The 24,503-nt window shown below is 38.1% G+C and carries 24 protein-coding genes; 7 read left to right on the top strand and 17 right to left on the bottom strand.

The annotated features are described in order from the left end of the window. Positions 1–90 precede the first annotated feature (90 nt). The 12 genes from LPA49_RS20120 to LPA49_RS20065 all read right to left on the bottom strand — a co-directional run bounded on the left by LPA49_RS20120 (position 91) and on the right by LPA49_RS20065 (position 7,933). Positions 91–474 (bottom strand): hypothetical protein, encoded by a 384-nt coding sequence (locus LPA49_RS20120; RefSeq protein ID WP_230237601.1) that lies wholly within the window; start codon positions 472–474, stop codon positions 91–93. 36 nt (positions 475–510) lie between these two features. Beyond that, positions 511–657 carry a hypothetical protein gene (locus LPA49_RS20115; protein ID WP_199524901.1) on the bottom strand — a complete coding sequence of 49 codons (147 nt, stop codon included), beginning with the start codon at positions 655–657 and terminating at the stop codon, positions 511–513. Positions 658–698: 41 nt separating this feature from the next. Then, a complete protein-coding gene (locus tag LPA49_RS20110) occupies positions 699–1,109 on the bottom strand; it encodes a hypothetical protein (RefSeq protein ID WP_230237599.1) in 411 nt (136 codons plus the stop codon). A 315-nt stretch (positions 1,110–1,424) separates the two neighbouring features. Then, the gene (locus LPA49_RS20105) at positions 1,425–1,610 is read right to left on the bottom strand and encodes a hypothetical protein (RefSeq protein ID WP_182396615.1); all 186 of its coding nucleotides are present in this window, start codon (positions 1,608–1,610) and stop codon (positions 1,425–1,427) included. An 89-nt stretch (positions 1,611–1,699) separates the two neighbouring features. Continuing rightward, positions 1,700–3,049, bottom strand: coding sequence for a zonular occludens toxin domain-containing protein (locus LPA49_RS20100; protein ID WP_230237597.1), 1,350 nt, complete (start codon positions 3,047–3,049; stop codon positions 1,700–1,702). Then, positions 3,046–3,360 (bottom strand): DUF2523 family protein, encoded by a 315-nt coding sequence (locus tag LPA49_RS20095; RefSeq protein WP_182396619.1) that lies wholly within the window; start codon positions 3,358–3,360, stop codon positions 3,046–3,048. Before LPA49_RS20095 ends, LPA49_RS20100 begins: the two co-directional genes overlap by 4 nt. After that, positions 3,360–4,847, bottom strand: coding sequence for a hypothetical protein (locus tag LPA49_RS20090; protein WP_230237595.1), 1,488 nt, complete (start codon positions 4,845–4,847; stop codon positions 3,360–3,362). Before LPA49_RS20090 ends, LPA49_RS20095 begins: the two co-directional genes overlap by 1 nt. A gap of 87 nt (positions 4,848–4,934) precedes the next feature. Then, a complete protein-coding gene (locus tag LPA49_RS20085) occupies positions 4,935–5,162 on the bottom strand; it encodes a hypothetical protein (protein ID WP_182396622.1) in 228 nt (75 codons plus the stop codon). Positions 5,163–5,173: 11 nt separating this feature from the next. Then, on the bottom strand, positions 5,174–5,377 hold the full coding sequence (locus LPA49_RS20080; protein WP_182396624.1) for a hypothetical protein: 204 nt from the start codon (positions 5,375–5,377) through the stop codon (positions 5,174–5,176). 2 nt (positions 5,378–5,379) lie between these two features. Further along, positions 5,380–5,703 (bottom strand): hypothetical protein, encoded by a 324-nt coding sequence (locus LPA49_RS20075; RefSeq protein WP_182396625.1) that lies wholly within the window; start codon positions 5,701–5,703, stop codon positions 5,380–5,382. Between the two features lie 43 nt (positions 5,704–5,746). Further along, positions 5,747–7,738, bottom strand: a complete 1,992-nt coding sequence (locus LPA49_RS20070; protein ID WP_230237593.1) for a replication endonuclease — start codon at positions 7,736–7,738, stop codon at positions 5,747–5,749. Positions 7,739–7,741: 3 nt separating this feature from the next. After that, a complete protein-coding gene (locus LPA49_RS20065; protein WP_230237591.1) occupies positions 7,742–7,933 on the bottom strand; it encodes a hypothetical protein in 192 nt (63 codons plus the stop codon). 133 nt (positions 7,934–8,066) lie between these two features. Here LPA49_RS20065 and LPA49_RS20060 point away from each other — a divergent pair, with 133 nt between their 5' ends. After that, the gene (locus LPA49_RS20060) at positions 8,067–8,405 is read left to right on the top strand and encodes a DUF3693 domain-containing protein (RefSeq protein ID WP_230237589.1); all 339 of its coding nucleotides are present in this window, start codon (positions 8,067–8,069) and stop codon (positions 8,403–8,405) included. Positions 8,406–8,502: 97 nt separating this feature from the next. On the opposite strand, the gene LPA49_RS20055 is transcribed toward LPA49_RS20060, so the two are convergent. Beyond that, positions 8,503–9,069 carry a YSC84-related protein gene (locus LPA49_RS20055; RefSeq protein ID WP_036972643.1) on the bottom strand — a complete coding sequence of 189 codons (567 nt, stop codon included), beginning with the start codon at positions 9,067–9,069 and terminating at the stop codon, positions 8,503–8,505. A 139-nt stretch (positions 9,070–9,208) separates the two neighbouring features. Between LPA49_RS20055 and LPA49_RS20050 the strand changes: the two genes are divergently transcribed. After that, on the top strand, positions 9,209–10,420 hold the full coding sequence (locus LPA49_RS20050) for a tyrosine-type recombinase/integrase (RefSeq protein ID WP_065979180.1): 1,212 nt from the start codon (positions 9,209–9,211) through the stop codon (positions 10,418–10,420). Beyond that, positions 10,420–11,607 (top strand): sodium:proton antiporter, encoded by a 1,188-nt coding sequence (locus LPA49_RS20045; RefSeq protein ID WP_065979181.1) that lies wholly within the window; start codon positions 10,420–10,422, stop codon positions 11,605–11,607. The genes LPA49_RS20050 and LPA49_RS20045 overlap by 1 nt, the downstream gene beginning before the upstream one ends. Positions 11,608–11,629: 22 nt before the next feature. On the opposite strand, the gene LPA49_RS20040 is transcribed toward LPA49_RS20045, so the two are convergent. Further along, the gene (locus LPA49_RS20040) at positions 11,630–14,674 is read right to left on the bottom strand and encodes an FAD-binding and (Fe-S)-binding domain-containing protein (protein ID WP_065979182.1); all 3,045 of its coding nucleotides are present in this window, start codon (positions 14,672–14,674) and stop codon (positions 11,630–11,632) included. 147 nt (positions 14,675–14,821) lie between these two features. On the opposite strand from LPA49_RS20040, the gene LPA49_RS20035 reads away from it, so the two are divergent. After that, complete coding sequence (locus LPA49_RS20035) at positions 14,822–15,031, top strand: PGPGW domain-containing protein (protein ID WP_036972636.1); 210 nt, start codon at positions 14,822–14,824, stop codon at positions 15,029–15,031. Between the two features lie 99 nt (positions 15,032–15,130). Here LPA49_RS20035 and ppsA read toward each other — a convergent pair whose 3' ends face one another. After that, complete coding sequence (gene ppsA, locus LPA49_RS20030) at positions 15,131–17,506, bottom strand: phosphoenolpyruvate synthase (protein WP_065979183.1); 2,376 nt, start codon at positions 17,504–17,506, stop codon at positions 15,131–15,133. A 153-nt stretch (positions 17,507–17,659) separates the two neighbouring features. Here ppsA and LPA49_RS20025 point away from each other — a divergent pair, with 153 nt between their 5' ends. Continuing rightward, a complete protein-coding gene (locus tag LPA49_RS20025; RefSeq protein ID WP_230237587.1) occupies positions 17,660–18,469 on the top strand; it encodes a pyruvate, water dikinase regulatory protein in 810 nt (269 codons plus the stop codon). 81 nt (positions 18,470–18,550) lie between these two features. On the opposite strand, the gene LPA49_RS20020 is transcribed toward LPA49_RS20025, so the two are convergent. Next, a complete protein-coding gene (locus LPA49_RS20020) occupies positions 18,551–19,900 on the bottom strand; it encodes a class II 3-deoxy-7-phosphoheptulonate synthase (protein ID WP_036972631.1) in 1,350 nt (449 codons plus the stop codon). A 434-nt stretch (positions 19,901–20,334) separates the two neighbouring features. Between LPA49_RS20020 and LPA49_RS20015 the strand changes: the two genes are divergently transcribed. Further along, complete coding sequence (locus tag LPA49_RS20015) at positions 20,335–21,210, top strand: DNA replication terminus site-binding protein (RefSeq protein ID WP_036972629.1); 876 nt, start codon at positions 20,335–20,337, stop codon at positions 21,208–21,210. A gap of 66 nt (positions 21,211–21,276) precedes the next feature. Here LPA49_RS20015 and LPA49_RS20010 read toward each other — a convergent pair whose 3' ends face one another. After that, entirely contained in the window at positions 21,277–22,491 is a 1,215-nt protein-coding gene (locus LPA49_RS20010; protein ID WP_036972628.1) for a hypothetical protein, read from the bottom strand. A 770-nt stretch (positions 22,492–23,261) separates the two neighbouring features. On the opposite strand from LPA49_RS20010, the gene LPA49_RS20005 reads away from it, so the two are divergent. Continuing rightward, positions 23,262–24,500, top strand: a complete 1,239-nt coding sequence (locus LPA49_RS20005; RefSeq protein WP_036972627.1) for an AAA family ATPase — start codon at positions 23,262–23,264, stop codon at positions 24,498–24,500. Positions 24,501–24,503 lie beyond the last annotated feature (3 nt).

Genomic DNA, 24,503 nt, shown 5'->3' with positions numbered 1-24,503 from the left:
CATAAATTACGGTACGTAAAAATTAAGAAAAGGGCGAAAAGCCCTTTTTTATTATGTAGTTATGTCCGCTGTCAATATTGACAGCTTGGCTTAGTGATACATTGGGTCACAGGCTTTGACATACTTAGATTCGTTCTCTTTTGTTCGATTTTTTTTATATAACTCAGTGAAATAATTGCAAACAATAAGCTTTTCTTCATATTCTTCTTTTGTGTATTTAGAATGTAATTCTTGCATGTACTTATCAGTTTTTATTTGGTTGGACTCAATTTGCAATTTTTTCTGACGTGCCATCGCAACTTCTAACTGCTGTTCAAATGTTAAAAATTTGGAGTCTTTAATAACTGTTTGGTGTTTTTTGATATCACTTAAATAATTTTTAAGTTTATTGTATTCATAGGCCTCTTTAGCAAACCAAAGAGTAGCACCAGCAAAGACGATGATGAGGTATAGTTTGAAGTCATTAAAATTCATATCACGCCCTTGCTGATAATCTTATTTGTTAAAAGTTTAAGACGTTTTATCTAAAATTTCTTTAATATCTTCAACGTCATTTTCTAAACCCATCAAATGGGATTCAACTCTCTCAAGCTGATTTAATTTCGAAGAGATATTTTCTAAAAGTTTTATAATTTCATTTGCTTGCTCTTCATTCATGCTATTTATTTTCCTTCTATAAATTTAAAAAATAATAAAGACTAACTTCCTGTCTTTCTTGATATTTCACCTACAATATCTAGTAATTTATCCTGAAGATCAAATAAATATTTGTCTTGAACTTTTGTTTCGGATTTTAGCTTTTTATACATAGACTCATGCTCCTTTGCTGACCATTTATATCGATAAACAAATTGTACATCTGATGGCTTTACTTTACCCCAAGGCGTAGTCATAACATTGTTATGGTATGAAATGCTGCACTCTGCCCAAGGGCCAGTGTCTGGCAAATAGCCGCGATACATTATCCAAATCAATTTTTCGACTGGTTTACTGGCTTTGTTCGCTTTTACATATCTCCTTACTTGTCGCTCACTTACTCCGAGTTCTTTAGCTCCTTTTGCATAGTCATAACCGAATAGCGTAACGAACTGCAATTTAAAGTTGCTCATTGTGATTTACTCCTTTTTGTTAAAATCACAATGCGCACTCCATTTAACTCTTTTTGGTTTATCAGAAGGCAATCAACTTTTTTCAAAGACAGACTAGGGCAGTGAGTGCGATTGGCTTTCTCACTGAATTGATACCCGACCATAATAAACAGTCTATAAAATGGAAACAGATTCTCGATGAAATGTTGATTTTCTGGAATGTATGACATGGCTTCGCCATCCACCAAGAACTGGAGACACAAAGGTGACTGGTACGTAATAATCAAGTTCATTATTACGTACTGATTAAAATGTTACGTAAAAAATTACGTACCACTATATGGCCTTTTTCATACGACCTGTTTTAACGTTCCTTGCCATAAAAGGAATGTGGTCAGGGTTATCAATCAGAAACTCTATCATCTGTTTGATTTCAATCTCTGATTCGTCAGGAATCCAAAGGGTTACTTTCTTTAAGCCTTTAGACTTTTGTTTCTGTTCGTATTTTTGATTTCTAGTCATAGTGTCACCAGTGACATGTAATAGGTTGACGTTTCTAAGCACACAAGGCAGAGGCTCGAAGCTCGCCTTTCTGCCTTTGTGTTGCTTAGTTAAAACTGTCTAAGGAAAATGTTTTTGTCAGAAAATTTTAAGATTGGTAAATCTTCTGTTAGGTATATCGAGTAACCGATTTTCTCTAAATAGTTTGAGCTAAGCGCTATTACTTCGGGTTCTGATACAATTTCGGATTTCTCGGTTTGATTTTCATCATCACCAAAAATTGAGGTGTTTTTCCTTTCAACGTTCTTACCAGTGACGCAGTTAATGTAATGCTCAACAGTGACAACGCCATGTTTCTTTTTAAGCACATAGCCACCGTATTCGTAGTCATCACATATTTCGTTTAGTGGATGCTCAAATTTCTGTGGCTTATACGTTAAATCTAATTTTGGTTTAACAGTCGGTTGTTGTGTTTGCTGTTTTACATCTGCACTTTTGGGTTCTGGTGTGCTGGCCGTTTCGGGTTCTTCTGAACTGCTCAGCCCTAAGCTACCGAGTAAGGTATAAAAAAGATAAATAAATATTGGGACAGCTAAGAGAAACAAAAACGCCTTTGGTGGTAATTTAAACTTTGCTGTATGTTCATCTGCTGACCAATAGACACCGTAAAAATTAGCATCTCGGCGCATTAGTTTAGTTGCGCATTTCTCTAAGTCACCTTTGTAATCGGTATTGAATTGTTTATCACGTTGAAAGCGTGTAATCGCAGAGCCACCCATTGGTCTAAAATAATGAATATGGGAGTTGGTACACTTTTGAATAACGTTATCTAAAAAGGTGTAGTGCTGAGTTACAAGGTGTATATCGACACCTGAATGTCGATGTGTTTGAAACCTTGTGTAATGGACTGGCCGTTTAGCGCTATTGGCCATTGGTGAAAAGTAATCCTGACACTCATCGAATACACTAATAGAGCCATTGGGTAAATCGAACCATTGCGTTGGGTCATCTACTTTTGTCCAGTGATAGTTAAGCAGCTTAATGGATTCAATGGTTGGCTGTTCGGCCTCAGCAATATAGGTATTTAAACCTGCTAAGTTTTGTTTTGGATAACAACGGCGACACCAATTAACAAACAGCGTAATAGCGGCTTGTTCATCGTATAACTTAAACGAAGGTGCTAACCAAGGAACGTCAGTTAGCTCGACTAACCTGCCTTGTTCATGCGCTTTCTTTATTATCTTAGAATAACGAGATCCTTTTTTAGTTTGTTGGACTGTTGGATAGAACGAACCATAGAACCAACCCGCAAAACTATTTAAGAAATCTAAGTCGAGTAAGAAACATTTAATGTTGTTATAGAACTTTTCTTTTTGCGTCACGGCTGGGTCTTGGCAAATTTCTTTCAACGTATTTAATGTTTTGCCTGCACCTGGGACACCCGTTCGTAAATAAATCATGAGTTAGGTGCTCCCAATTTCATTTTTGTAACTGAGCCGCCAGACGTTAAGCCCCGAATTGTGAGTGCCGCAGCATAAGCGCCAAGCATAAACCCAATTGCTTGGTCTAATTTTGCGTAATTGAAAACAGCAATAACTTCAATTGGTAGCGTGGCCGCATTTGAAACAATGAGATTAAAGATATAATCAATACCGAATGAACCGAGTTCATAAGTAACATAGCCAAAACCGAGACCTACAAGAACCTTGGCTACAAGGCTGGGAAGTAGGGTAGCTAGTGCAGTGAAAAAGGCTTGAATTAGAAATGGCATTATACTGACCTCGCAATTATTGAAGCGCTATGAATCAAAGAGCTAAGAACGATTAACCCAGATATAGCCTGAAAGAAAACGATAAAATATTGAAAGCTAAAACAAAGAGATTTGCCGTTAGTGAGTGTGATACATTTTTCTGGAGGTAACTCGGCATTAGGTAGCCAGTTGTTATACTTTTGTGCGTACTGGTCTAAATTTCGGGTTTCATGACTGAGTTCTACACCGTCACCATTACCAATGCCTGCACATTCTTCGATTGTTCCCTCACAGTCTTCGCCGCCAATGTTGCCTTCACCAGAGCCATTACCACCGCCGCCAGTTCCAGTACCATTCCCCTCTAAACCATTAATTGCATCAATAACCCCCTGCAATTTACCAACAGTTTGCGCAGCATTAATATCGGATTTCTTATCGGCCATGAAAAGAATCGTGCCTATTGAATCCATGGAATTGATTACAGCTTTTGTGTTTTCAACATCGGCATCAATTTTTTTGTTGTGTAATACATTATCGTTTTCAATCTGGTCATTTGTTGAGTTGGTGATTTCAGCTTCAACATTTTTCATCTGGCAGCTAGCATCCGCAGGGTCACAAGACTCCTTAGGCAAGTCAGGTTTTTTATCCTCCCCAACTTTGGCATCATCATTATTATGAGGGTCAACCTCAGGAGTCGTGGCTGTTGACTCTGGACAGGCCATAAGGGAAACACCATCTGCATTGGTGGTCACATTGCACTTTAAATCCTCACCATCATCAGCCATTTTGAAATTATCGTAAGGTTTGGTGCCACATGCTGCACCTTGACTAGTTCCAACTGCATAACTCTTTGATGTGATTTGACTCGATTCAACAGTGTATGCACAACCATCATTGCAATACATGCCACCGCCAGAAAATGGAATACCACCAGTCATAGGTGAAGATGAAAGGTTTTCTCCTGAACCAGCTGCTGGACAAGCTTTTGGCATACATTCATCACCACCAGAAATGGCTTTCGAAGCTGCTAAGGAGTGGTATCCAGCAGGGCAATCATCAGGTAATTTTTCGCGAGCACATTTTAATGTGCCATCTGCTTCAAAGACTTCGTATTTAAACATTGGGAAAGATTCAGGCGGGCAAGATGGCTCACCTTCTATTTGTGTCCAGTTCCCCAATTCCACTTTGACATAATTACACGTAGCGCAAGTTTTAAAGCTCGAATAAATATTGTAGATTGGCCCTGTTGAGCTCTGACCAATAAGAGAGGAAAAAGCATCGCCTGCATTATCGCCATTCCTTGACTTATAATGGTCATCGATAAGTTTGACGCAAGCACCTAAAGGAATGTTGGTTTTATTAAATATACCGTAATAATTACAGTTACCAATGTATTCAAATTTAGGGTGTTTCAAATTTTCCATATCTAGTTTAGTTGACTCGATTGAGTAAACATTAGAAACAAAAAAGGCGCTCATTAGCGCCAATATAAATATTAGTATTCGCATAATTGCGCCTTAGTTTTTAATCATCGAAAAGGATATAAAGTGCTAAAAGTCCGGAGACAATTAGCACTGTGTCTAATGTGATAAACATTAGCTAAAGGTTGTGCCTTTAAGCCATTTCCAGCCAACAGCCACAAAAGCAGCAGCTAGAAAAACGCCACCGATTAAATTCGCGTTATCAGTGAAGAATGTTTGAAAACTCGAAGTTGCAGCCGATACTTCTGGTGCAGCTTCCGCAAAAGCAGAGCCAGAGGCCGCAGCAAGTGCAGTTAGAATTCCCGCTTTAGTAAGCTTGTTTTTAAGAATGTTTGTTTTCATGGTTAAGTTCCTTATCTATTCCAAACCATTTTGTTTAATTTCTTCCAACCATAAGCGGTAAGAAGAACGACGATGATTGAAGGAGCAACTTCAGTTTTGAAGGTGTCCCAATCAAGCGGAACGGGAAGGGGCATTGCAACCACCTCCAATTCCACCGGACACTGTTTCTCTACAGGCGCAACGGGACAAATAGCAATGTATTTGTTCTCGCCCATAGTTAGTTTTTAACCTGTTTTGTTTCAGCTGGTAGACTGTGTAAGCGGAAACCTTTCCAGTCCATCTGGCGGGCAACGTTTGCACCTTCGTAATACTCGATATTGAGTAAAACAGGTTTTAAGCCCCAACCATTCGGGTCAGATTGCATTTGTTCTAATTGCTTGTATGTGCCGTCTGCATATTGGTCAGCAGAGACTTTTACCGACAGAATTTGTGCAGGGTTTTTCGTGTGTAGCTTAAACTCTGCGGTTGTTGGGAGTGGCACACCTTTATCGTCTGTACGATTGATTGGTGCTAAATCAGTAATTGCGCCTTCAATATTCATAGCTAATTTCCTTAATGAGTGGTCGATAAATTAAAAGTTACAGTTAATGACACAAGTCCAAGCTCGCGATTTCATCGCTCATAATGTTGCCTGCAAGTGCTTCGTAATCCATGAACAAACACATGTTTTGATAGTCCTCTAAAACACATGATTCTAAGAATTGCATTTCTTCTTTGGTCGGCTCGAATAAGCGGCCATCGTCATGCCAACCTTGAATCTGCTCTGATACGCCTATCATGATTTTGCGCTGAGCCTTAATGTCAGTTTCAGTCAAAATCTGTGACGTACCACGGCGAGTGATAACAACAACGGCATCCCATGCAACACCCAAAATACGGTTTGCTGGTTGGTCGCCATATTTGGTGGCAAAGTAGGGCGACTGGGTTTCGCTTCGGCTAATCTCGCCTGTAATTTGGTCAACAATATCAGGTATCTGATAATGCAGTCTTAGCGTTTGGTCTTTACGTTTAACTTGTACGCCGCCCATTGCTAAACAAAACGCTTTCCAGTCAGATGAATCAGCGGCTTGACGAACCTTTTCTAAGGCATATTTTGATACGGTATCTAGTGTGGTTTTCATTGCGTTTGCAACCTCGCATTTGCCTTGTTCGCCTTGGCCTAGTCGTCTAAGTTCACGCCATAAACTGACAGATGGACCACCGATTTGTTGAAAGCGTCTAATGTTAAAAGTGCTTGCCCATGTTGATGCACGTTCGGCGGCATCGGCGGGGAGTACGTTCATTTCACCTGCTTGAGAGCAAGTGACTTTATCAATGCAATCACCAGTAACAGCTTTGGTAATGTATTTAGCAATGTAACCAGCCGCAGAGCCTTTGTTTTTGTTTATGGCTATTGCTTTAAAGCGGGTTGATGTCGTTTTAAATTCGTCGGGTGTATCTTGGGTGCAAAGCTTGCGTAATATGCTGCGAACCTGTTTTGCTTCACCTTTTTCCATGAATAAAAGCATGTGCCAGTGTGGGCAACCGTCATGATGTGGTTCAACAACTCTGAATCCGTATGGTCTTAAATCTTGTTTAGCGAATAGGGCGCGGGCACGTTTCCAAATATCATTAAAGTATTCTTGTGCTTCTTGAGGGGTTGAGCCGTTATATTTTTTGTTCGGTATACCAGTATGGTGTACTGAATGAAAACGACTAGGCGCTGATAAAGTATAAAACTCACCACGATGGCCATGCATGTCGGCCAGTTCTTCAAAACCACGAATACGAACCATAAGTTCGGCTGCTTGTTGTTTACCCGATGTATGCGAACGTTCGATGATTGATTGTAATGTTTCAAATTCTTCAAATGGATTTGATTCATTAGGAACAACAAATAAATCAGACATGATTTGTTCTGATTTGCGTTTTCTATCACGGCGGTTTTGGATGGTAGGTTGTGAGACGTACGCACTCGCTTTTTTGTGAACGAGTCTTAAATCACGGGCTAATTGTTCGATGGTAACAGCTTGGATTTTACGTAGTTTTCTACGCCACCAAATAGGGTCTGCAAAACGGTTTAACGCACCGACTAATGATGTTGCTGATAAGGTTGAACAGTAGGGTGAAACCAGAACCGGTGCATCAATATCAAATGAATTTGCTAGTTCTTCTAACTGTGCAAATACATGCAAGTTATGACCTTTTTTAGCGATTTTAAGCTCGCAATAGCGAGCTTTTTGCTCTGCAATATCGCAAAGCTCATCATCAGAAACTGATAAATTGATGTGTCCAAACTTCACATTTCCAAGTTTTAAAGCTTCATCAGCACGCTTTAAACGGGCATTTGCATCGGCTAAATTGCCGAATTTTTCAGCTAAAAAATACCCCGTACTAAGCATGTGAGCAAGGTTAGAATGACGTTCAAAGATACGATTTCGCCAAGTTTGATAGTCGAAAAAACGTTCTTTCATTGGCTTCGATAAGTTCTCGAAAACGTCTTTTGCTGTGTTTGCTGGGTGCAAGTTGGCCGTTAAATTCATTGCTGCATTTAACGGGAAAACTTTTGCGTATTGGTTAGATGATAGTGCGGTCATTTTCTATTTCCCTAAATCATCTGAATAAGAATCTTTAAGTGATGCGTTAATAGCTGCCAGAGCGCTGAAAATTACGAGTAAGTACAGGATGAAAAAAATCATCATTGTTACTGGGTCAGGAATAACGACTGAGAATGTATCGAGTAAATATTGAGATAAAGATTGGTTTAACTCATGTAATTTAGTGAAACTCATATCCGTATTCCTTGTTAAAATTACCGTTTGTCAAAATTGACAATTTGTCGAAGTGTAATTGTCATCTTTGACAATTGTCAACTTTTTATTTATCAACATTTAAAGTTATAATTAAAAAAGTGAGGAGAACGCTATGAACTTTAGTTACGAACTAATTGAAAAATATAAAATTTTTAAAGGTTATACTCAGGACAAACAAGTTGTTTCAGACTTTGCTGAATTTAACTCTGGAAACCTGACTCAGATTAAACAGGGCAAACGTCATTTAACAGCTAACCAATGTATTAATCTTGCTAATATTGTTGGTATGGATCAAAAAGAAGCGTTACTCAAACTTGCCATCGAAAAATCAAAATCGAAGGAAGAAGGTAAGATCTGGTCGGATATTGTAAAAAAGATTAGTGCGGCATGTGTAGCGCTAACACTTGTTGCAGGACTTGCAAATGCTCCAACTGAGGACGCATTTGCGTAATAGCGATAGCTCATAAATTACGTTATGTTAAATATGGTGCAATAAATAAAAGTGGGTGTTATGTTGCTAACTAGCCCACTTATAGAAGGGTTTTTAATTACTGATTTAGCTCAGAATCTACCCAAAATTTAGTACCTTTAAGAACCGCTTGAAGCGCCAAGCCATTTTCGGTTAAAGAATATACGGTAACTTGATCGGCTATCGCTTCGGCAACTAAAGCGCCACCTTTATCTTCATATTTAGCGGCTGCATCTGCGTTGCCACCAAACGCCCATCCATGCTCGATGAAACGGTTTACAGCAGCCTGATTATGAAAAACCATAACAACATTGAAATCTTTAACACCTAAACCGAGGCCTAAACCTGCTTCGCCCATGTTCATGTAAGTTGATTTACCTGTTAGGTTGTTTTTAACAACACCGTAGCCACCGCCAAAACTTGCCAAAACTACATTTACATTGGCATTATCGAAAACAGCATAGCCAGCTGAGTTAGCAATTTGTTGTTTCACATCAGGTTTTTCTGCATATAATGTGTTTAGAGTGTTTGTTTTCATACTCTGGACTAGCGCCCGTTTTTCACTCGGAGAGGCACTGCCGGTAGTAGCACAACCCGACAAAACGGTTGATAATATGATTAAACTGATCGCAATAAACTTTTTCATACATATTCCTTGAATAATTGTATGGCAAGATAGTAATTAAAATACTCGTTAATTTAAGGATATCTTAAGTCCAATACTAGACAGTATCGGACTTTGTGTTACTCTTATAACTAGTTATTTTACAAGATATTTATACATTATGCTCGTTGCTCTAGTCGATACTATAAAACAACTTCGTTACCAAATTGCCCACCTAGAAGATGATACTCTAGCAACAGAATATCCAGAACTTGATACATTTATACACCAGGTTGGATTGACTGTTGCTGAATCAAAAAATGACTTGGCTTTTTTGTATCAGTTTCTTTATGTGTATGGTCGAAAATCCGAAGCGACATTTAATCGATTTAGAAATGAACTTGAACGTTTTTGTTTATGGTCTTGGCTGATAGCTGAAAAATCAGTTTTTGAACTAAAACGTGAAGATATTGAAGCTTATGTTGATTTTATGGTTGAGCCAGAATCAGCGTGGTTATCAAATTCAGTTCAATGGCGATACAAAGATGAACAAGGTATTCGACGATTAAATTCTAATTGGCGCCCTTTTATCGGAAGAGAAAATATTGCTAGTCAACAAACGTTAGCTGCAATGTTTACTGCATTAAATGTATTTTATAAATTTGCCATTCTAGAAGAAAAAACATTCGCTAACTTTGTACCTGTTGTAAAAAAGAATAGCCCATATTTGGTTGTGCAATCTCAAATTAAAATTCCAGACACATTAAGTGATATTCAGTGGGAATATGTATTCGGTGTAACGCGTGATTTATGTGAAGAACAACCTGATCTTGAGCGAAACTTATTTACGCTTGCATGCTTAAAAGGATTGTATCTACGGATTTCTGAATTGTCGGAACGGCCGCAATGGTCACCGGTAATGTCACATTTTTGGCAAGATAATGATGGGTTCTGGTTTTTACGTATCATGGGCAAAGGCAATAAATTACGGGATGTAACATTAAGTGAAGATTTTATTAATTACCTAAAACGTTACCGATTATACCGAGGGTTACCCGCCCTGCCCCGAGTTGATGAAGCCGAACCTTTAGTTCACAAAATTCGTGGTAAAGGTGGTATGACGGTTAGACAAATTAGACGTTTAGTTCAACAAAGTTTTGACTTGGCGAAAAAATCATTACTTGATGATGGTTTTAAAGATGATGCAGAACAACTTGAAGCTGCCACAGCACATTGGCTTCGACATACGGGTGCAACACACGATGCACAAACTCGCCCTTTAAAACATTTATCTGAAGATCTTGGTCATGCAAAAATAGCCACAACAGATCAAATTTATATTCAAACTAATATTAAAGAAAGAGCAAAGTCAGGGATGAAAAGGAAAGTATAATGGAATACACCATATTGGCCATTGTTGGTTGTGCGTTGCTATTTTACTCAATGACAATCCGCCAACTTGAGCGCACCGAAATCACCGGACCAATGTTCTTTGTATTGGTCGGGATTGCAATGTCTTACTTATTACCCAGTGAATTTAAGCTTGGTGAAAATGGACTCAATGAAATTTTACCTTTAGTTGAGTTAACGCTAAGTATTTTTTTATTTACCGATGCAGCTAAATCAAAGTTAAGTGTATTGCAGCATAGTTTTCAGTACCCTAGCCTGCTTTTATTTGTAGCATTACCACTCACATTACTTGCAGGGGTTGCCGGTGGTTTATTTATATTTTCTGAGCTATCACTATTTCAATCTGCACTTATTGCAATTATTTTAACTCCGACGGACGCGGCGTTAAGCAAAGGTATTTTAGAATGCTCGTCGGTTCCTGAAAAAATTCGAGAAGGGATCAATACTGAAAGTGGGTTAAATGATGGATTATGTGTGCCAATATTTTTAGTTTTATTATTGCTAGTTCAGAATCCAGATAGTGCTGTGACAACAACAGATACTCTCGTTGTTTTTATTAGAGAATTGGGTGTTGCGTTTTTGGTTGCCGCAGTTGCAACAGCGATATTTATTCCACTCCTTAAGGCCGCTTTGGCGCGTCATTATTTTGCAAATAATAGCAGTCCATTTTTATTGATTGGTTTAGTAATGGCGATCTTCTCGTTAACGCAAAACTTTCATGGTAGTGGATTTATTGCCGTATTTGTCGCTGGGTTATTGTTTGACTATTTTTCACCAAGAAAAATTCGTCTTACTTTAGTTAAAGACTCGGAGCATATCGCAGAATTTATAGCATTACTCATTTGGTGTTTGTTTGGGTTTGTTTGTGGACATTTAATAATTAATGATATTACTTGGCCTATTGTTTTTTATGCATTACTTAGCGTGACCTTATTTAGAATCATACCTGTATTACTTTCTTTATTTTTCACAGACTTAAATAGAAAAGATAAATTTACGTTTGCCTGGTTTGGACCAAGAGGTCTTGCGTCAATTGTATTTACACTAATGGTTATGGATACAACAATTGCTAACAAAGAACAAATTGCGACAGTAACGTTAACAACAATTCTATTCAGTGTTTTTATTCATGGCATGAGTACCAAGCCTATTGCGAATAGCTATAAATAAAAAGGCGCTTAAAGCGCCTTTTTTATAACAGTTCTGCTATTAATTGCAGTGGATGTTTTGGTTTATATTTTTCGTAACGCTTTACTTGGCTACGGCAAGAAAATCCAGTAGCCAAAATAGTTTCTGGTTCACTATTTTCAATAAGTGGTTTCCAACTCATTTCGTACAATGCGCGTGAGTTTTCTTGGTTTTGTTTTTCATGACCATAAGTGCCAGCCATACCACAACAACCTGTACTTGTTGTACTCAAAGATAAACCTAAATCAGAGAAAATATTTTGCCAAACTTTTGAGGCATTTGGCATCGCTGTCGTTTCAGTGCAGTGGCTTAATAATTTAAATGGCACAGCACTTTTTGCCGAAAGTGATACGTTTTTAAAGTTTTGTGTTTGTAACCACTCATGAGCAAGTTCAACTTTAAAATCACCACGCGTTTCTTTTAGTATTGATACATACTCATCGCGGTAACACATAACAAGTGACGCATCGAGACCAACCAGTGGAGAGTTTATTTCAGAAAGTGAATTTAAAAACTCAGCCGAATTTTTTGCTGTAATTTTAAATTCATTTAAAAAACCTTTTACGTGCTGGGCTTTTCCATTTGGTTTAAAGGGTAACAGCATTGGTTTTTTACCCAGCGCTTTTATTACTTTTATAAAACTCTCAACCAATTCTGCCTCGTAAAAACTGGTAAATGGATCTTGCACAATAAGAACATACTCAGCTTGTTCATCACTGGTAAGTGATTTAAGTAATTCAAAATTGAACATGTCATTTTTGTTTACGCGTTTCGAAAGTTGAGGAACACTTAACGTTGGTGTATCTACATAGCCAATTGTATTTTTTATTAAACTAGAAACCAGTTTTGTATTTACAATTGGATTCACTACCTTCGCAAATTTAGCCATGACAGGTGCCGTCTGTTCGATACCTGCCACTAAATAATCTTTTAATGGCCGCGCGTAGTAACTGTGATAGAAATTTAAAAACTGCGATCTAAATGTTGGCACATCTACTTTTATAGGACAGGCTGTTGTACATGCTTTGCATGCTAAACATTCGTCCATTGACTCTTTCACTTCATGCGAAAAATCATAAACGCCTTTTTTCTTATTTCGGCTATGCTGAAAACGTTCCCACCACGTGATTACTTCTCCATTGATAAGTTCTTTTTCAACATGTATTAAATCAATATTTTCTGATTCTTGAAGACGCAACCATTCGCGCATTAAACCTGCACGTCCTTTAGGTGAGTAGCGTCTGTCACCCGTTACTTTATACGAAGGGCACATTGGAGAATTTTGATCATAGTTAAAACAAAGACCATTACCATTACAAGTCATGGCGTTATTAAATTCTGTTTTAACGTCAATAGAAATTTCTTTATCAAACCAAGCTCGCTTCTGATCATCAACAGAAACGAGGGAGTCTTTACTTTCAAGCGGTGTACATATTTTACCGGGATTAATGCGATTGTCTGGATCGAAAGCTGATTTAATTTTTCGTAGTTGAGTAAATAAATGCTCACCAAAGAATTCTGGTCCATACTCACTACGATAACCTTTACCGTGCTCGCCCCACATTAAACCACCATATTTAGCGGTAAGTTTTACAACTTCATCTGAAATATGGCGAAGTAATTTTTCTTGTTCAGGATCACACATATCTAGGGCTGGACGCACATGTAAAACACCCGCATCAACGTGGCCAAACATACCATACTGAAGATGGTGACTATCAAGAAGTTGACGAAACTCAACAATAAAATCTGCCAAATTTTCTGGAGGTACGGCAGTATCTTCTGCAAATGCGAGCGGCTTTTGACTACCTTTAACATTGCCTAGTAAACCAACAGACTTTTTACGCATGGCATAAATTTTTAGAATATCGGCTTTATCATTGGTAAGTTGGTAACCGATCACACCATGCGTTTCGTTTTTAACGCAGTCATCTAATAATCTACATAGCGTGTCTACTTTTTCTTTAATATCATCCGGTGATACGGCATTAAACTCAACCATGTTGAGGCCTTGCATATCTTTATTATCAACATCGGTTATTAAGTCCGATACTGAATGCCAAATGATATCTTCCCGTGCCAAGTTAAGCACTTTACTGTCGACTGTTTCAACAGACGTTGCATTTGCGGCGACCAAAAAAGGTGAATGACGCAATGCTGAATCAAAACTATCGTATTTAATATTGATTAAGGTTTTAAACTCAGCAATTGGGGTAATATTAAGTTTGGCTTCGGTAACTATACCTAAAGAACCTTCAGATCCCGTAATTAAACGACTCATATCAAAAGTTTGTAAGTCGTCAGAAAAAATATGTTCTAAGTCATAACCGGTTAAAAAACGATTTAATCGTGGGAATTTTTGCAAAATTGCATCACGATTATTGAGTCCAATATCCATTACCGTTTTATACAACTTGCCGACTGTTGAGTTTTGCTCAGCAACTAACTGTGCTTTTTCGATAGGCATGGGTGAGGTAGACATTTCAGTTCCATCGATTAGGTATGTTGTCAGACCTAAAACATGATCACTGGTTTTACCGTAGACAAGCGAGCCCTGCCCTGATGCATCGGTATTTATCATCCCACCAATTGTTGCTCGGTTACTGGTTGATAAATCAGGTGCGAAGAAAAATCCATAAGGGCGTAAAAAGTCATTAAGCTGATCTTTAATGACACCTGTTTGCACTCTTACCCAGTTTTCCTCAACATTTATTTCTAATATTTCACGCATGTAGCGAGATAAATCAACAACGATACCAGGAGTAAGAGACTGACCATTTGTCCCTGTGCCACCGCCGCGAGGACCAAAAGTCAGTGACAGAAATGGATCTCGTGAGGCGATTTGCATTGCAAGTTGAATATCTTTCGCCGTTTTTGGAAAAATAACTCCTTGCGGTACTTGCTGATAAACACTGTTATCGGTCGATAAGCTTAATCGCGTAGAATAACTTGCGTCTGTGTCACCCGAAAAACCTTGTTTTACAATAGTTTCTAGGTAGTTAGCGACTAACTCAGAAGCGACTTGTTGTTGACTTATTGTTGCTATCATGACGGTGATAAATTAAGGCATTTCGTAAATTATATCATGCTAATAGCTAAGTTAAATTGAAGATTTTACAGTTTGTAACACTCTTTTAATCGATTTAAGTCTCAATACTTTTATACTGTTTATTAAAGCATCAAATGAGTAAGGGATATGAAAAAGATTTTATTAGTAAGCTTAGGTATTTTAAGTATGCTACTTGGGTTGATATTTGTCATTGTGCCCGGCCCATCATTACTATTTTTTATAGTGGGATTACTGTGCTTTTCGTTTTATTACCCACTGGCACGTCGCTATTTGGTTTATTGTCAAAAAGCACTCACTAAATCATGTGCTTATTTAGATAAAAAACTAGCGAGATAATTGCCAATCTACGATAACACTTAAGTGCATCGTTATTCTTTCTAATTGAGTAAACAAAAATGCCAGCATAATCGCTGGCATTTTTTTAATAAACACTAGTTAGTCTGCTAGCTTTTTAGCTAAGTATAACCAAGTTTCTAATACTGTATCTGGATTAAGAGATACAGAATCAATCCCTTGCTCAACTAGCCATGCTGCAAAATCTTCATGATCTGATGGACCTTGACCACAAATACCTACGTATTTGCCTTTTGCTTTTGCAGTTTGGATTGCCATTGAAAGCAGCTTTTTAATCGCAGGATTACGCTCATCAAAAAGATGTGCAATTAAACCTGAGTCACGGTCAAGACCAAGTGTTAGCTGAGTCAAATCGTTTGAGCCAATAGAGAAACCATCGAAGTATTCTAAGAACTCTTCAGCTAATAGCGCATTTGATGGTAATTCACACATCATGATCACTTTAAGACCATTTTCGCCACGTTTTAAGCCATGTTCTTCAAGAAGTTCGATAACACGCTTACCTTCTTCAAGGGTACGTACGAATGGAATCATGATTTCGATGTTCGTCATACCCATTTCGTTGCGAACGCGTTTAATTGCTTCACACTCTAGCGCGAAACAATCACGGAAATCTTCAGAAATGTAGCGAGCAGCACCGCGGAAACCAATCATTGGGTTTTCTTCTTCCGGCTCATATTGCTGGCCCCCAACTAGGTTTGCGTATTCGTTTGATTTGAAATCAGACATACGAACAATGACACGCTCTGGTGCAAACGCACACCCTAATGTCGCAATACCTTCAACAAGCTTAGAAATGTAGAACTCAACCGGTGACTCATAGCCAGCCATCATGTCTGAAATTTCTGCTTTTAACTCATCTGATTGCGCATCAAAGTTTAATAGTGCTTTAGGGTGAACACCGATCATACGGTTGATAACGAACTCAACACGTGCAAGGCCAACACCTGCATGAGGTAAACGGGCAAAATCGAAAGCACGGTCTGGGTTACCAACGTTCATCATAATTTTCATTGGTAGTTCTGGCATTTCATCAACGCGCGAAGTAAGTACTTCGTAATCTAGAATGCCTTCGTAGATATAACCTGTATCACCTTCAGCACACGAAACGGTTACATCTTGGCCTGCTTTAATTAAATCAGTTGCGTTGCCACAACCCACAACAGCAGGTATACCTAGTTCACGAGCAATAATAGCTGCGTGACATGTACGGCCACCACGATTGGTAACAATCGCAGCTGCACGTTTCATGATTGGTTCCCAATCTGGGTCGGTCATATCGGTAACAAGGATATCGCCTTGCTGTACTTTGTCCATCTCGTCTATAGAGTTAAGAACTCGTACCGTACCAGCACCAATTTTGTGACCAATAGCACGCCCTTCGACAACAACATTGCTCGAGCCATTTAATTGGAAACGTTCCATTACGTTGGCATCTTCATTTGAGCGAACGGTTTCTGGACGTGCTTGAACAATGTAAAGCTTACCGTCGTTGCCATCTTTAGCCCATTCGATGTCCATTGGACGACCGTAATGTTTTTCGATGATCACAGCTTGCTTAGCCAGTTCTTGAACTTCGGCATCTGTGATTGAGAATTTGTTTGATAATGCAGTATCTACATCTACGATTTCAACTTGCTTACCATGTGATTCATCACTTGAGTAAATCATTTGGATTGCTTTTGAACCGATGTTACGACGAACTACTGCAGGCTTGCCGCTCGCAAGCGTTGGTTTATGTACATAAAATTCATCTGGGTTTACTGCACCCTGTACAACCATTTCACCAAGACCGTAGCTTGATGTGACAAACACAACGTCTTCGAAACCAGATTCAGTATCGATACTGAACATAACACCTGACGATGCTTTGTCTGAACGTACCATGCGTTGAATACCAGCCGATAAAGCAACACCACGGTGATCATAGCCTTGGTGAACTCGGTAAGAGATAGCGCGGTCATTGAATAATGAGGCAAACACGTGTTTGATTGCAGTCATAACTGAATCAATACCACGTACGTTTAAAAACGTTTCTTGTTGTCCTGCGAATGAAGCGTCTGGCATGTCTTCTGCTGTAGCAGATGAGCGAACTGCAAATGATACATCTTGAGATGCGTCGCCATGTAATTGGCTATATGCGTCGCGGATGGCTTGGTCTAGGTTAGGTTGGAATGGTGTGTCGATAATCCATTGGCGGATTTCGGCACCGACTTTAGCGAGTGTATTTACATCATCCACATCCAATGTGTCTAAAATATCGTGGATTTTTGAGTTTAGCCCTGATTGCTCAAGGAACTCGTTAAATGCATCGGCAGTTGTAGCGAAACCACCTGGCACTTGTACACCAGCGTTAGCTAGGTTTGAGATCATTTCACCCAGTGAGGCATTTTTACCGCCAACACGTGGAACATCTTGCATACCAAGCTCTTGATACCAGAGAACGTATTCTTGCACGGATCTTTCTCCATAAAACAAATTGTAGTACTAACTGTGAGAGTTAAGAAAGAAAACCTTCTAAAAAGGTCGCCATCATTCTACACTGGCAACAGACCTCACGTAAACCGTGAAGCCCCTATTTTGCAGATAAAGGTAATAAAAAGGTTAATTATGAGAACTGCATTCTATATTTCTGACGGAACAGCTATCACCTCTGAAGTGTTTGGCCATGCTACATTGTCGATGTTCCCTGTCGATTTTAATCACAAAACAATTCCATTCGTTGAGACAGAAAAAAAAGCCAACGAAGTTAAAAATTTAATCAACTCAACAGCCCAGCGCGACGGCGAACAGCCTTTGGTATTTTTCACTTTTGTGAATCATGAGCTAAGTGAAATTATTAAATCTTCGTGTGCGGTGTGTTACGATTTCTTATCTCAGTACAGTGACCAAATAGCAAAAGAGCTCAAAGTTGCGCCTGTGCCTAAAGTTCACCGTACACACTCTATGCATGAAAAAAGCTACGATTTTAGAATTGATGCCGTTAACTACGCGCTAACAAACGATGATGGCGCTAATATAAAAAACTATGCTGAATCTGATATCATTTTGGTGGGCGTAAGTCGCAGTGGTAAAACCCCTACTAGCCTCTATTTAGCATTACAATATGGAATAAAAGCAGCAAACTATCCATTGACTGAAGATGACCTAGAGCGTGGCAGCCTACCTGAATGTTTGAAGTCGTATAAACATAAACTATTTGGTTTAACAATCGACCCTGTCAGACTTGCCGATATACGACAGCGACGCATGGCGAACTCAAAATATGCATCATTAAAACAATGTCGAATCGAAGTCCGCGAAGTTGAAATGCTTTATAAAAAGCAAAAAATTCAATATTTGAATTCTACACATCACTCTGTTGAAGAAATATCAGCCAAAATTATATCTGATACAGGGCTTGAGCGTCGTAAGTACTAACCAACTTTTCTTCATAATTAGTATCGGACATAAAAAAGGCTGCACTATGCAGCCTTTTAATACTTAATAAGTAAAGCGAGATTACTTGCGCGCATCCTTTAATAAGTCTGCAACAAGGAAGCCTAACTCTAATACCTGATCTGCATTTAAACGTGGGTCACACTGCGTGCGGTAACGTTGAGCTAAATCTTCATCTGACAGCCCATATGCCCCACCTGTACATTCAGTTACATGTTGGCCGGTCATCTCAAGGTGAACACCACCAGGGTATGAGCCTTCGGCTTTATGGACTGCAAAGAACTGGCTAATTTCTCGAAGTATATTATTAAAGCTTCGTGTTTTATATCCTGAGCTCGCTTTTTCAGTATTACCGTGCATCGGGTCTGAGCTCCAGATAACCTTGCGTCCTTCTTGCTGTACTTTACGAACAAGCGCTGGCAGTTTTTCTGGTAGAATGTCTGCACCCATGCGTGTGATTAATGTTAAGCGACCAGGGATATTATCTGGGTTAATTGCATCTATTAACTTAATCAACTCGTCAGGGTCCATGCCAGGACCTACTTTTACACCGATTGGGTTCTTAATACCTTTAAAGAACTCGATATGAGCATGATCTAATTGACGAGTTCGTTCACCAATCCACACAAAGTGCGCAGAACAGTCATACCAATCACCTGATAAATGGTCTCGACGTGTTAGTGCTTCTTCGTAGCCAAGTAATAGCGCCTCGTGCGATGTAAATAAATCTGTTTCTTTTAAACTTGGTGCAACCGTAGAGTCAATACCACATACTTCCATAAACTCAAGCGCATCTTGAATGCGATCTGCAAGTTGTTGGTACTTCTCTTTTAATGGATTTGCAGCAACAAAGCCCATATTCCAACGATTTACCTGATGCAAATCAGCAAGGCCACCTTGTGCAAATGCTCGTAATAAGTTTAACGTAGCCGCACTGTGGTGATAAGCAGTCATTAAACGTTGTGGATCGGGTATTCGTGCTTGTTCGGTGAATTCAAAATTATTTACAATATCACCACGATATGAAGGTAATGAAACCCCATCAATGGTTTCGTAATCTGACGAACGTGGCTTTGCGTATTGACCTGCCATGCGTGCAATCTTAACAACAGGGCATTTACCGCCATAGGTTAAGACAACAGCCATCTGTAATAGAGTTTTAAATGTATCGCGAATATTGGCGGCATTAAAATCACTGAATGATTCAGCACAATCACCACCTTGAAGTAAAAAGGCACGTCCTTCACATACATCTTCTAATTGTTTAAATAAGCTACGCGTTTCTTCGGCAAACACTAAAGGCGGTGCGCTTTTTAATTGCCCTTCAACTTGTTTAAGGGCTTCTTTATCTGGGTACTCTGGCTGCTGAAGTATCGGCAGGTTTCTCCAGCTATCTGGGTTCCACGATTGCATGTTCTTTCCTCATTCCTAACATAGACCGTTAATGAAAACTAACTTAATGCACAGGGTAAGTTCAAGGACTATATTCACCTATTTTCAATTATTTAGTTATTTGATAAACCAAAGCATCGATTGACTAGACACCAACTATATCATAGCTAATTAAAACAAAAGCTTAAGTTAGATTTGCATAATATGAGTGAGCAATAAAACAAAGAACACATCTTACCTTTAATAAGACACAGTGTAACCTCAGCTTTACACTGAATTTAGATAAAAATAAACAGCAGATTGAAATATTAGAAAAGCATGCTAAGGGATATCATAAAGAACACATCATACTTATTTTAATGTAAATGTAAGGTCAGCATGTAGGAAATATTTGTCCTTTAAATATCAAAGAAGCTGAGGTAATATTAACTCATGTTAAAGTAAGATGTGTTCTTATGGCTTCTAAATTAGAAATTCGTAGTCAATTTGATTTAGTCAGCGAATTAACCCAATTATTTTGCGATGATCTAAAACAAGTTGGTTTTAAAAAAGCGTTTTATTATCAATTACCAGAAACGGATATTAACGATGAGAAAAAAATACCCTCACTGATTCCTGTCAAAAAGTTCGAAGGTGATGAAGCGCACAAATTAATTATTAACTCGTATTTAGACCTTTATAAAAAACCTGGGATTAGTAGTCGGGTTTTAAAACGTCATCCTGGGTTATTGGTACTTCATGATGTTGATAAAAATCAACTTACAGCCCGTATTCAACAATTGAACAAAGCAAAAGCTGACTTTAAAAACTGTATACTCGCTATCGATAATAATGATGCTCGATTTGAAGCAGTGCATAACGCTGTACCAAATTTAATTACGCTTGCAGCATATCGTAAAATTCATTTTGAAACTGAATCACCCTACTCGGTCAGGTTCACATGGATGCACAAACATGCAACTAAAACTTTATCCAAAAAAATGGCATTGGCCATGCTTGATAAATCGGCGAGTTACTCTAACCCTAGAATGATAGATCAACATACTTGGCAATCTCTTGTTGCACAAGAACAAAGCCGTGTTGCGAGTTTAAATGATAAAGATAAATTAAGAATTCGAAGACCTACCCGTGTTAGTCCACAAGTTAATGTGCGATACACTGCTCAAAACCGATATCATGTGAGTGCCGCATTACCATTCATTCTTATAAATCCAGAACCGGATGTAAAACTTGGTGCACTAAATGATTATCAAAAACCTGAGAGTCATCCACGTAAAAAAGAATATGACTTTTTAGTAGATCGACTTTATTTGGAACAAGTAACAGATTGATTATGTTAAAAAGGCCACTTTAGTGGCCTTTAACATGTAACAGTATTGGAGATAAGAAATATAAATTTAATCTTCGACTATTTCTTCTATTTTATCTTCATCAATTAACACAGCATTCTCAACGATACGTTTACCGCCTTGAATTTCAATTCGTTTATTGTGTTTATTGAGCGCTAAAATTTCATCACAAAATTGATCAGACGGATGCATTTCGTATGTGTAATCAATAATATTACCCGTTTTATCATCTTTCACATTTGTGATGTTGTATTCTGATATCGCGCCTTTTTCTATTAAATCTTTCATCGTTGTGGTCATATCACGACGTAACGCTTTTAATTTATTCTCAGTGATTTCATCTGTCGAATAAATTGAGCCGTACTTTTCCATGATTGATAACAATCTAAAATGATATGTCTTACCTGGCGCAGCATAACGCCAAAGATGATACAAACGTAACATCATCCAGCGAGATAAACCGCGTTTCAGTTCTTGAGCACTATTAAAATAATAGCCTTTGTACTCAAGGTTATCGATCATGTTATGAACAAACGCATTTAAACATGCCACACATTTTACATTACCGCCTTGTCCTTTTTTACCGCTAAAGTGAAGCGACGATAAAAAGTTCATGTTCGACTCGTAAAATGAATCATCAATATCAGAGTTGCGCGTGTCAGTTGCAGAATATTTAAATGACAACTTAGAACCTTGAAGAGCTTCAAGCGATTCTTTAATCTGCGGATACGGCATTGATTGACCAACCGCTTTTAATTCTTGTGCCAACTCATTCATTGAAAAAACAACCGCGTATTGAATACCCGATTTAAAATTAATTTTTACAATTTTACCTTTAGAGGCCAAACGTATTAATGCACGTTCAACTTTTTCTTCACGATCGGATGGCCATACTAAATATTCAATGTCTTCACCATCTTTTCGTGTGCTGACAACTGCTGGGGTAATTTTAATTTCGCCATCATAGAGAATCCCATCAACTTTTTCTGAAATTCTTCTTGTAACAATTGTCTTTTTTGGTGCTTCTTCAACCGGAAGCTTTTTATGACCTGAACGAACAAAACGTCCCCACAAATCATAATGATTAAAGGTATTTGAGTAAGCTCTCAAACCATGTGCTGCATTTTCAATTGAAACGCGCACATCTTTGTTGTCTGTAAACAGTGCAAGACTTTCATTATCGATTGCACTTTCCACCCCATGGATTTGCCCGCGTAATGTATCGGGAAGGTTATCCACTGAGATGTTGACCTTTCGGCTCATTGTTCTTATTTCCAATTTTTCTTCGACAGTTAATAACAACACATAAAACTTAAAAAGTTAAATGTTTAAGTTAGTATAAACTTGATCCGATCTGAAATATTTTCTTGAGATCAGTTTTATACTAACTAGATTAATTCTAGAACTTTTCAGATCAGATTTTTACTAAGTTATAGTGTATGGGTCAAAATTTTACTAACTCAGTGAATATTATGTCATGTTAAAATTCATTTTCAGGTCAAAAAACACGACACATAAACCCATTTTTACAAAAGCATGTGGATAAATGCTTACTGAGTTAGCATAGATCTGATCTGTACCAACTATAGATCAGATCTATACTAACAAAATGCACTATTCTGATTTTGCTTCAGTGCATAACTCTCTAATTTAGTTAGTAAAATCGTGATCTACAGCAGTAAAAATGTGCATAAACTAGTGACTAACCTGTGCATAACTAAGCAGCTGGTTTTTTAGTTAGTATTAAGCTGATCTGCGAGTTATAAGAGATCTGATCTTAACCAAGTAAAAACATGATCTGCTTTTTTTGATAATATTCTGGTTAATCAGTAACATAGATTGCTATTTTAGCACGTTAACCTTATATACCTATATCTTTAACCAATTCTAATCTTACTTATTTATACTTAGCTTCAATTAGATTACAAATTTTTCTTAAATGTCTTATTAATAAAAGGCATGTCGTACAAAATAGTTGTTTACAGCAATTTGAATGGACATTATACTTAAAGCATAACTTTGAGGAAGAAAGTATGTCTATTAATAATAATGCGCTAGCCACTTACCGGTTATTAAAAGCAACAGCTGAAGTTGCTGAAAAATCGCTAGAAGGACGTATCCAACATTATCGTGCTCATCTTAAATCGGAAGAAAAAGAACTTCGCACCTATACTCAAAAAGCCGCAGCAGATCTTTTAGGCTGTAATAACAGAACGTTAAAGCGACGTCATGATAATGGTGACTTTGATGAATTAAACATCAAACGAGGTGCAAATGGACATTATGCCTATACGCTAGTCAATATTTTCGCTATGGCAGATATCATGGATATCAAGCCAGATCACCGCACAACAGATGACAAACTACAAGTTATTGTCATTAACTCTTTGAAAGGTGGCTGTGGTAAAACAACCAGCATGGTTAATATTGCAGCGGCCCTCGCTACAACCAATATTAAACGGTATCGAATTGGTATTATTGACTTAGATCCACAAGGCTCATCATCGAGTTTCTTCCCGCCAAGTGAACCAGATCCAATTACTGTGGGTGACTTAATGCGTGATTGCATTGAGCTTGAAGAAAATGAAACGTGGGACGAACTTGTTACTAATTCATTTTTACCGACTCACATTCCCAATATTCGTATTTTACCTTCTGGTATGGATGATTTTTATTTTGAACATGAAACAGCCACACTGTTAAAAGATAGTTCAAGTTACGATAAAACACGTCACTATCATAAATTATTAGAAAAAGTGATTGAGCCTGTAAAAGATCAATTTGATATTATTTTAATCGATACAGCTCCATCACTTAACTTTATGTTTTATAACGCTTTAATGGCTTCAACATCGATGCTTATTCCTGTTCATCCTGAAGCTGTTGATTTTGATGCAAACAATAAATACTTAAAACGTTTAGGCGAGATCTATCACACGGTTGCTGCTTTAGGGCATCAAGGATGGGATTTTATGCAGTTTCTCGTTACAAATTACGTGAAAGGCAATCATTCACAACGCGATATTGTTAAAGACGTGCGCAGTGCCTTTGGACGTCAAGTTATGAGTTACCCAATAAACCATAGCTCCGCTATCACGGCGAGTTCATCGTCTTTTAATACCATATTTGACCAAAAAACGTCTGACAGTCTCGCAAGTAGAGAATCATTACTACGTGCTCAAGAGAATATTAAAGATGTGGTTGATGAGCTTGAAATGTTGATTCGTTCTAACTGGCAATCAACCCAATCAAAATTGAATACAGCTAAGTAAGGT

The organism is Pseudoalteromonas sp. MB41, from assembly GCF_020966275.1.
Lineage (GTDB): Bacteria > Pseudomonadota > Gammaproteobacteria > Enterobacterales > Alteromonadaceae > Pseudoalteromonas > Pseudoalteromonas lipolytica.
Note: the sequence above shows the minus strand (reverse complement) of the source record. Positions and strands in the feature narration are given on the sequence as shown.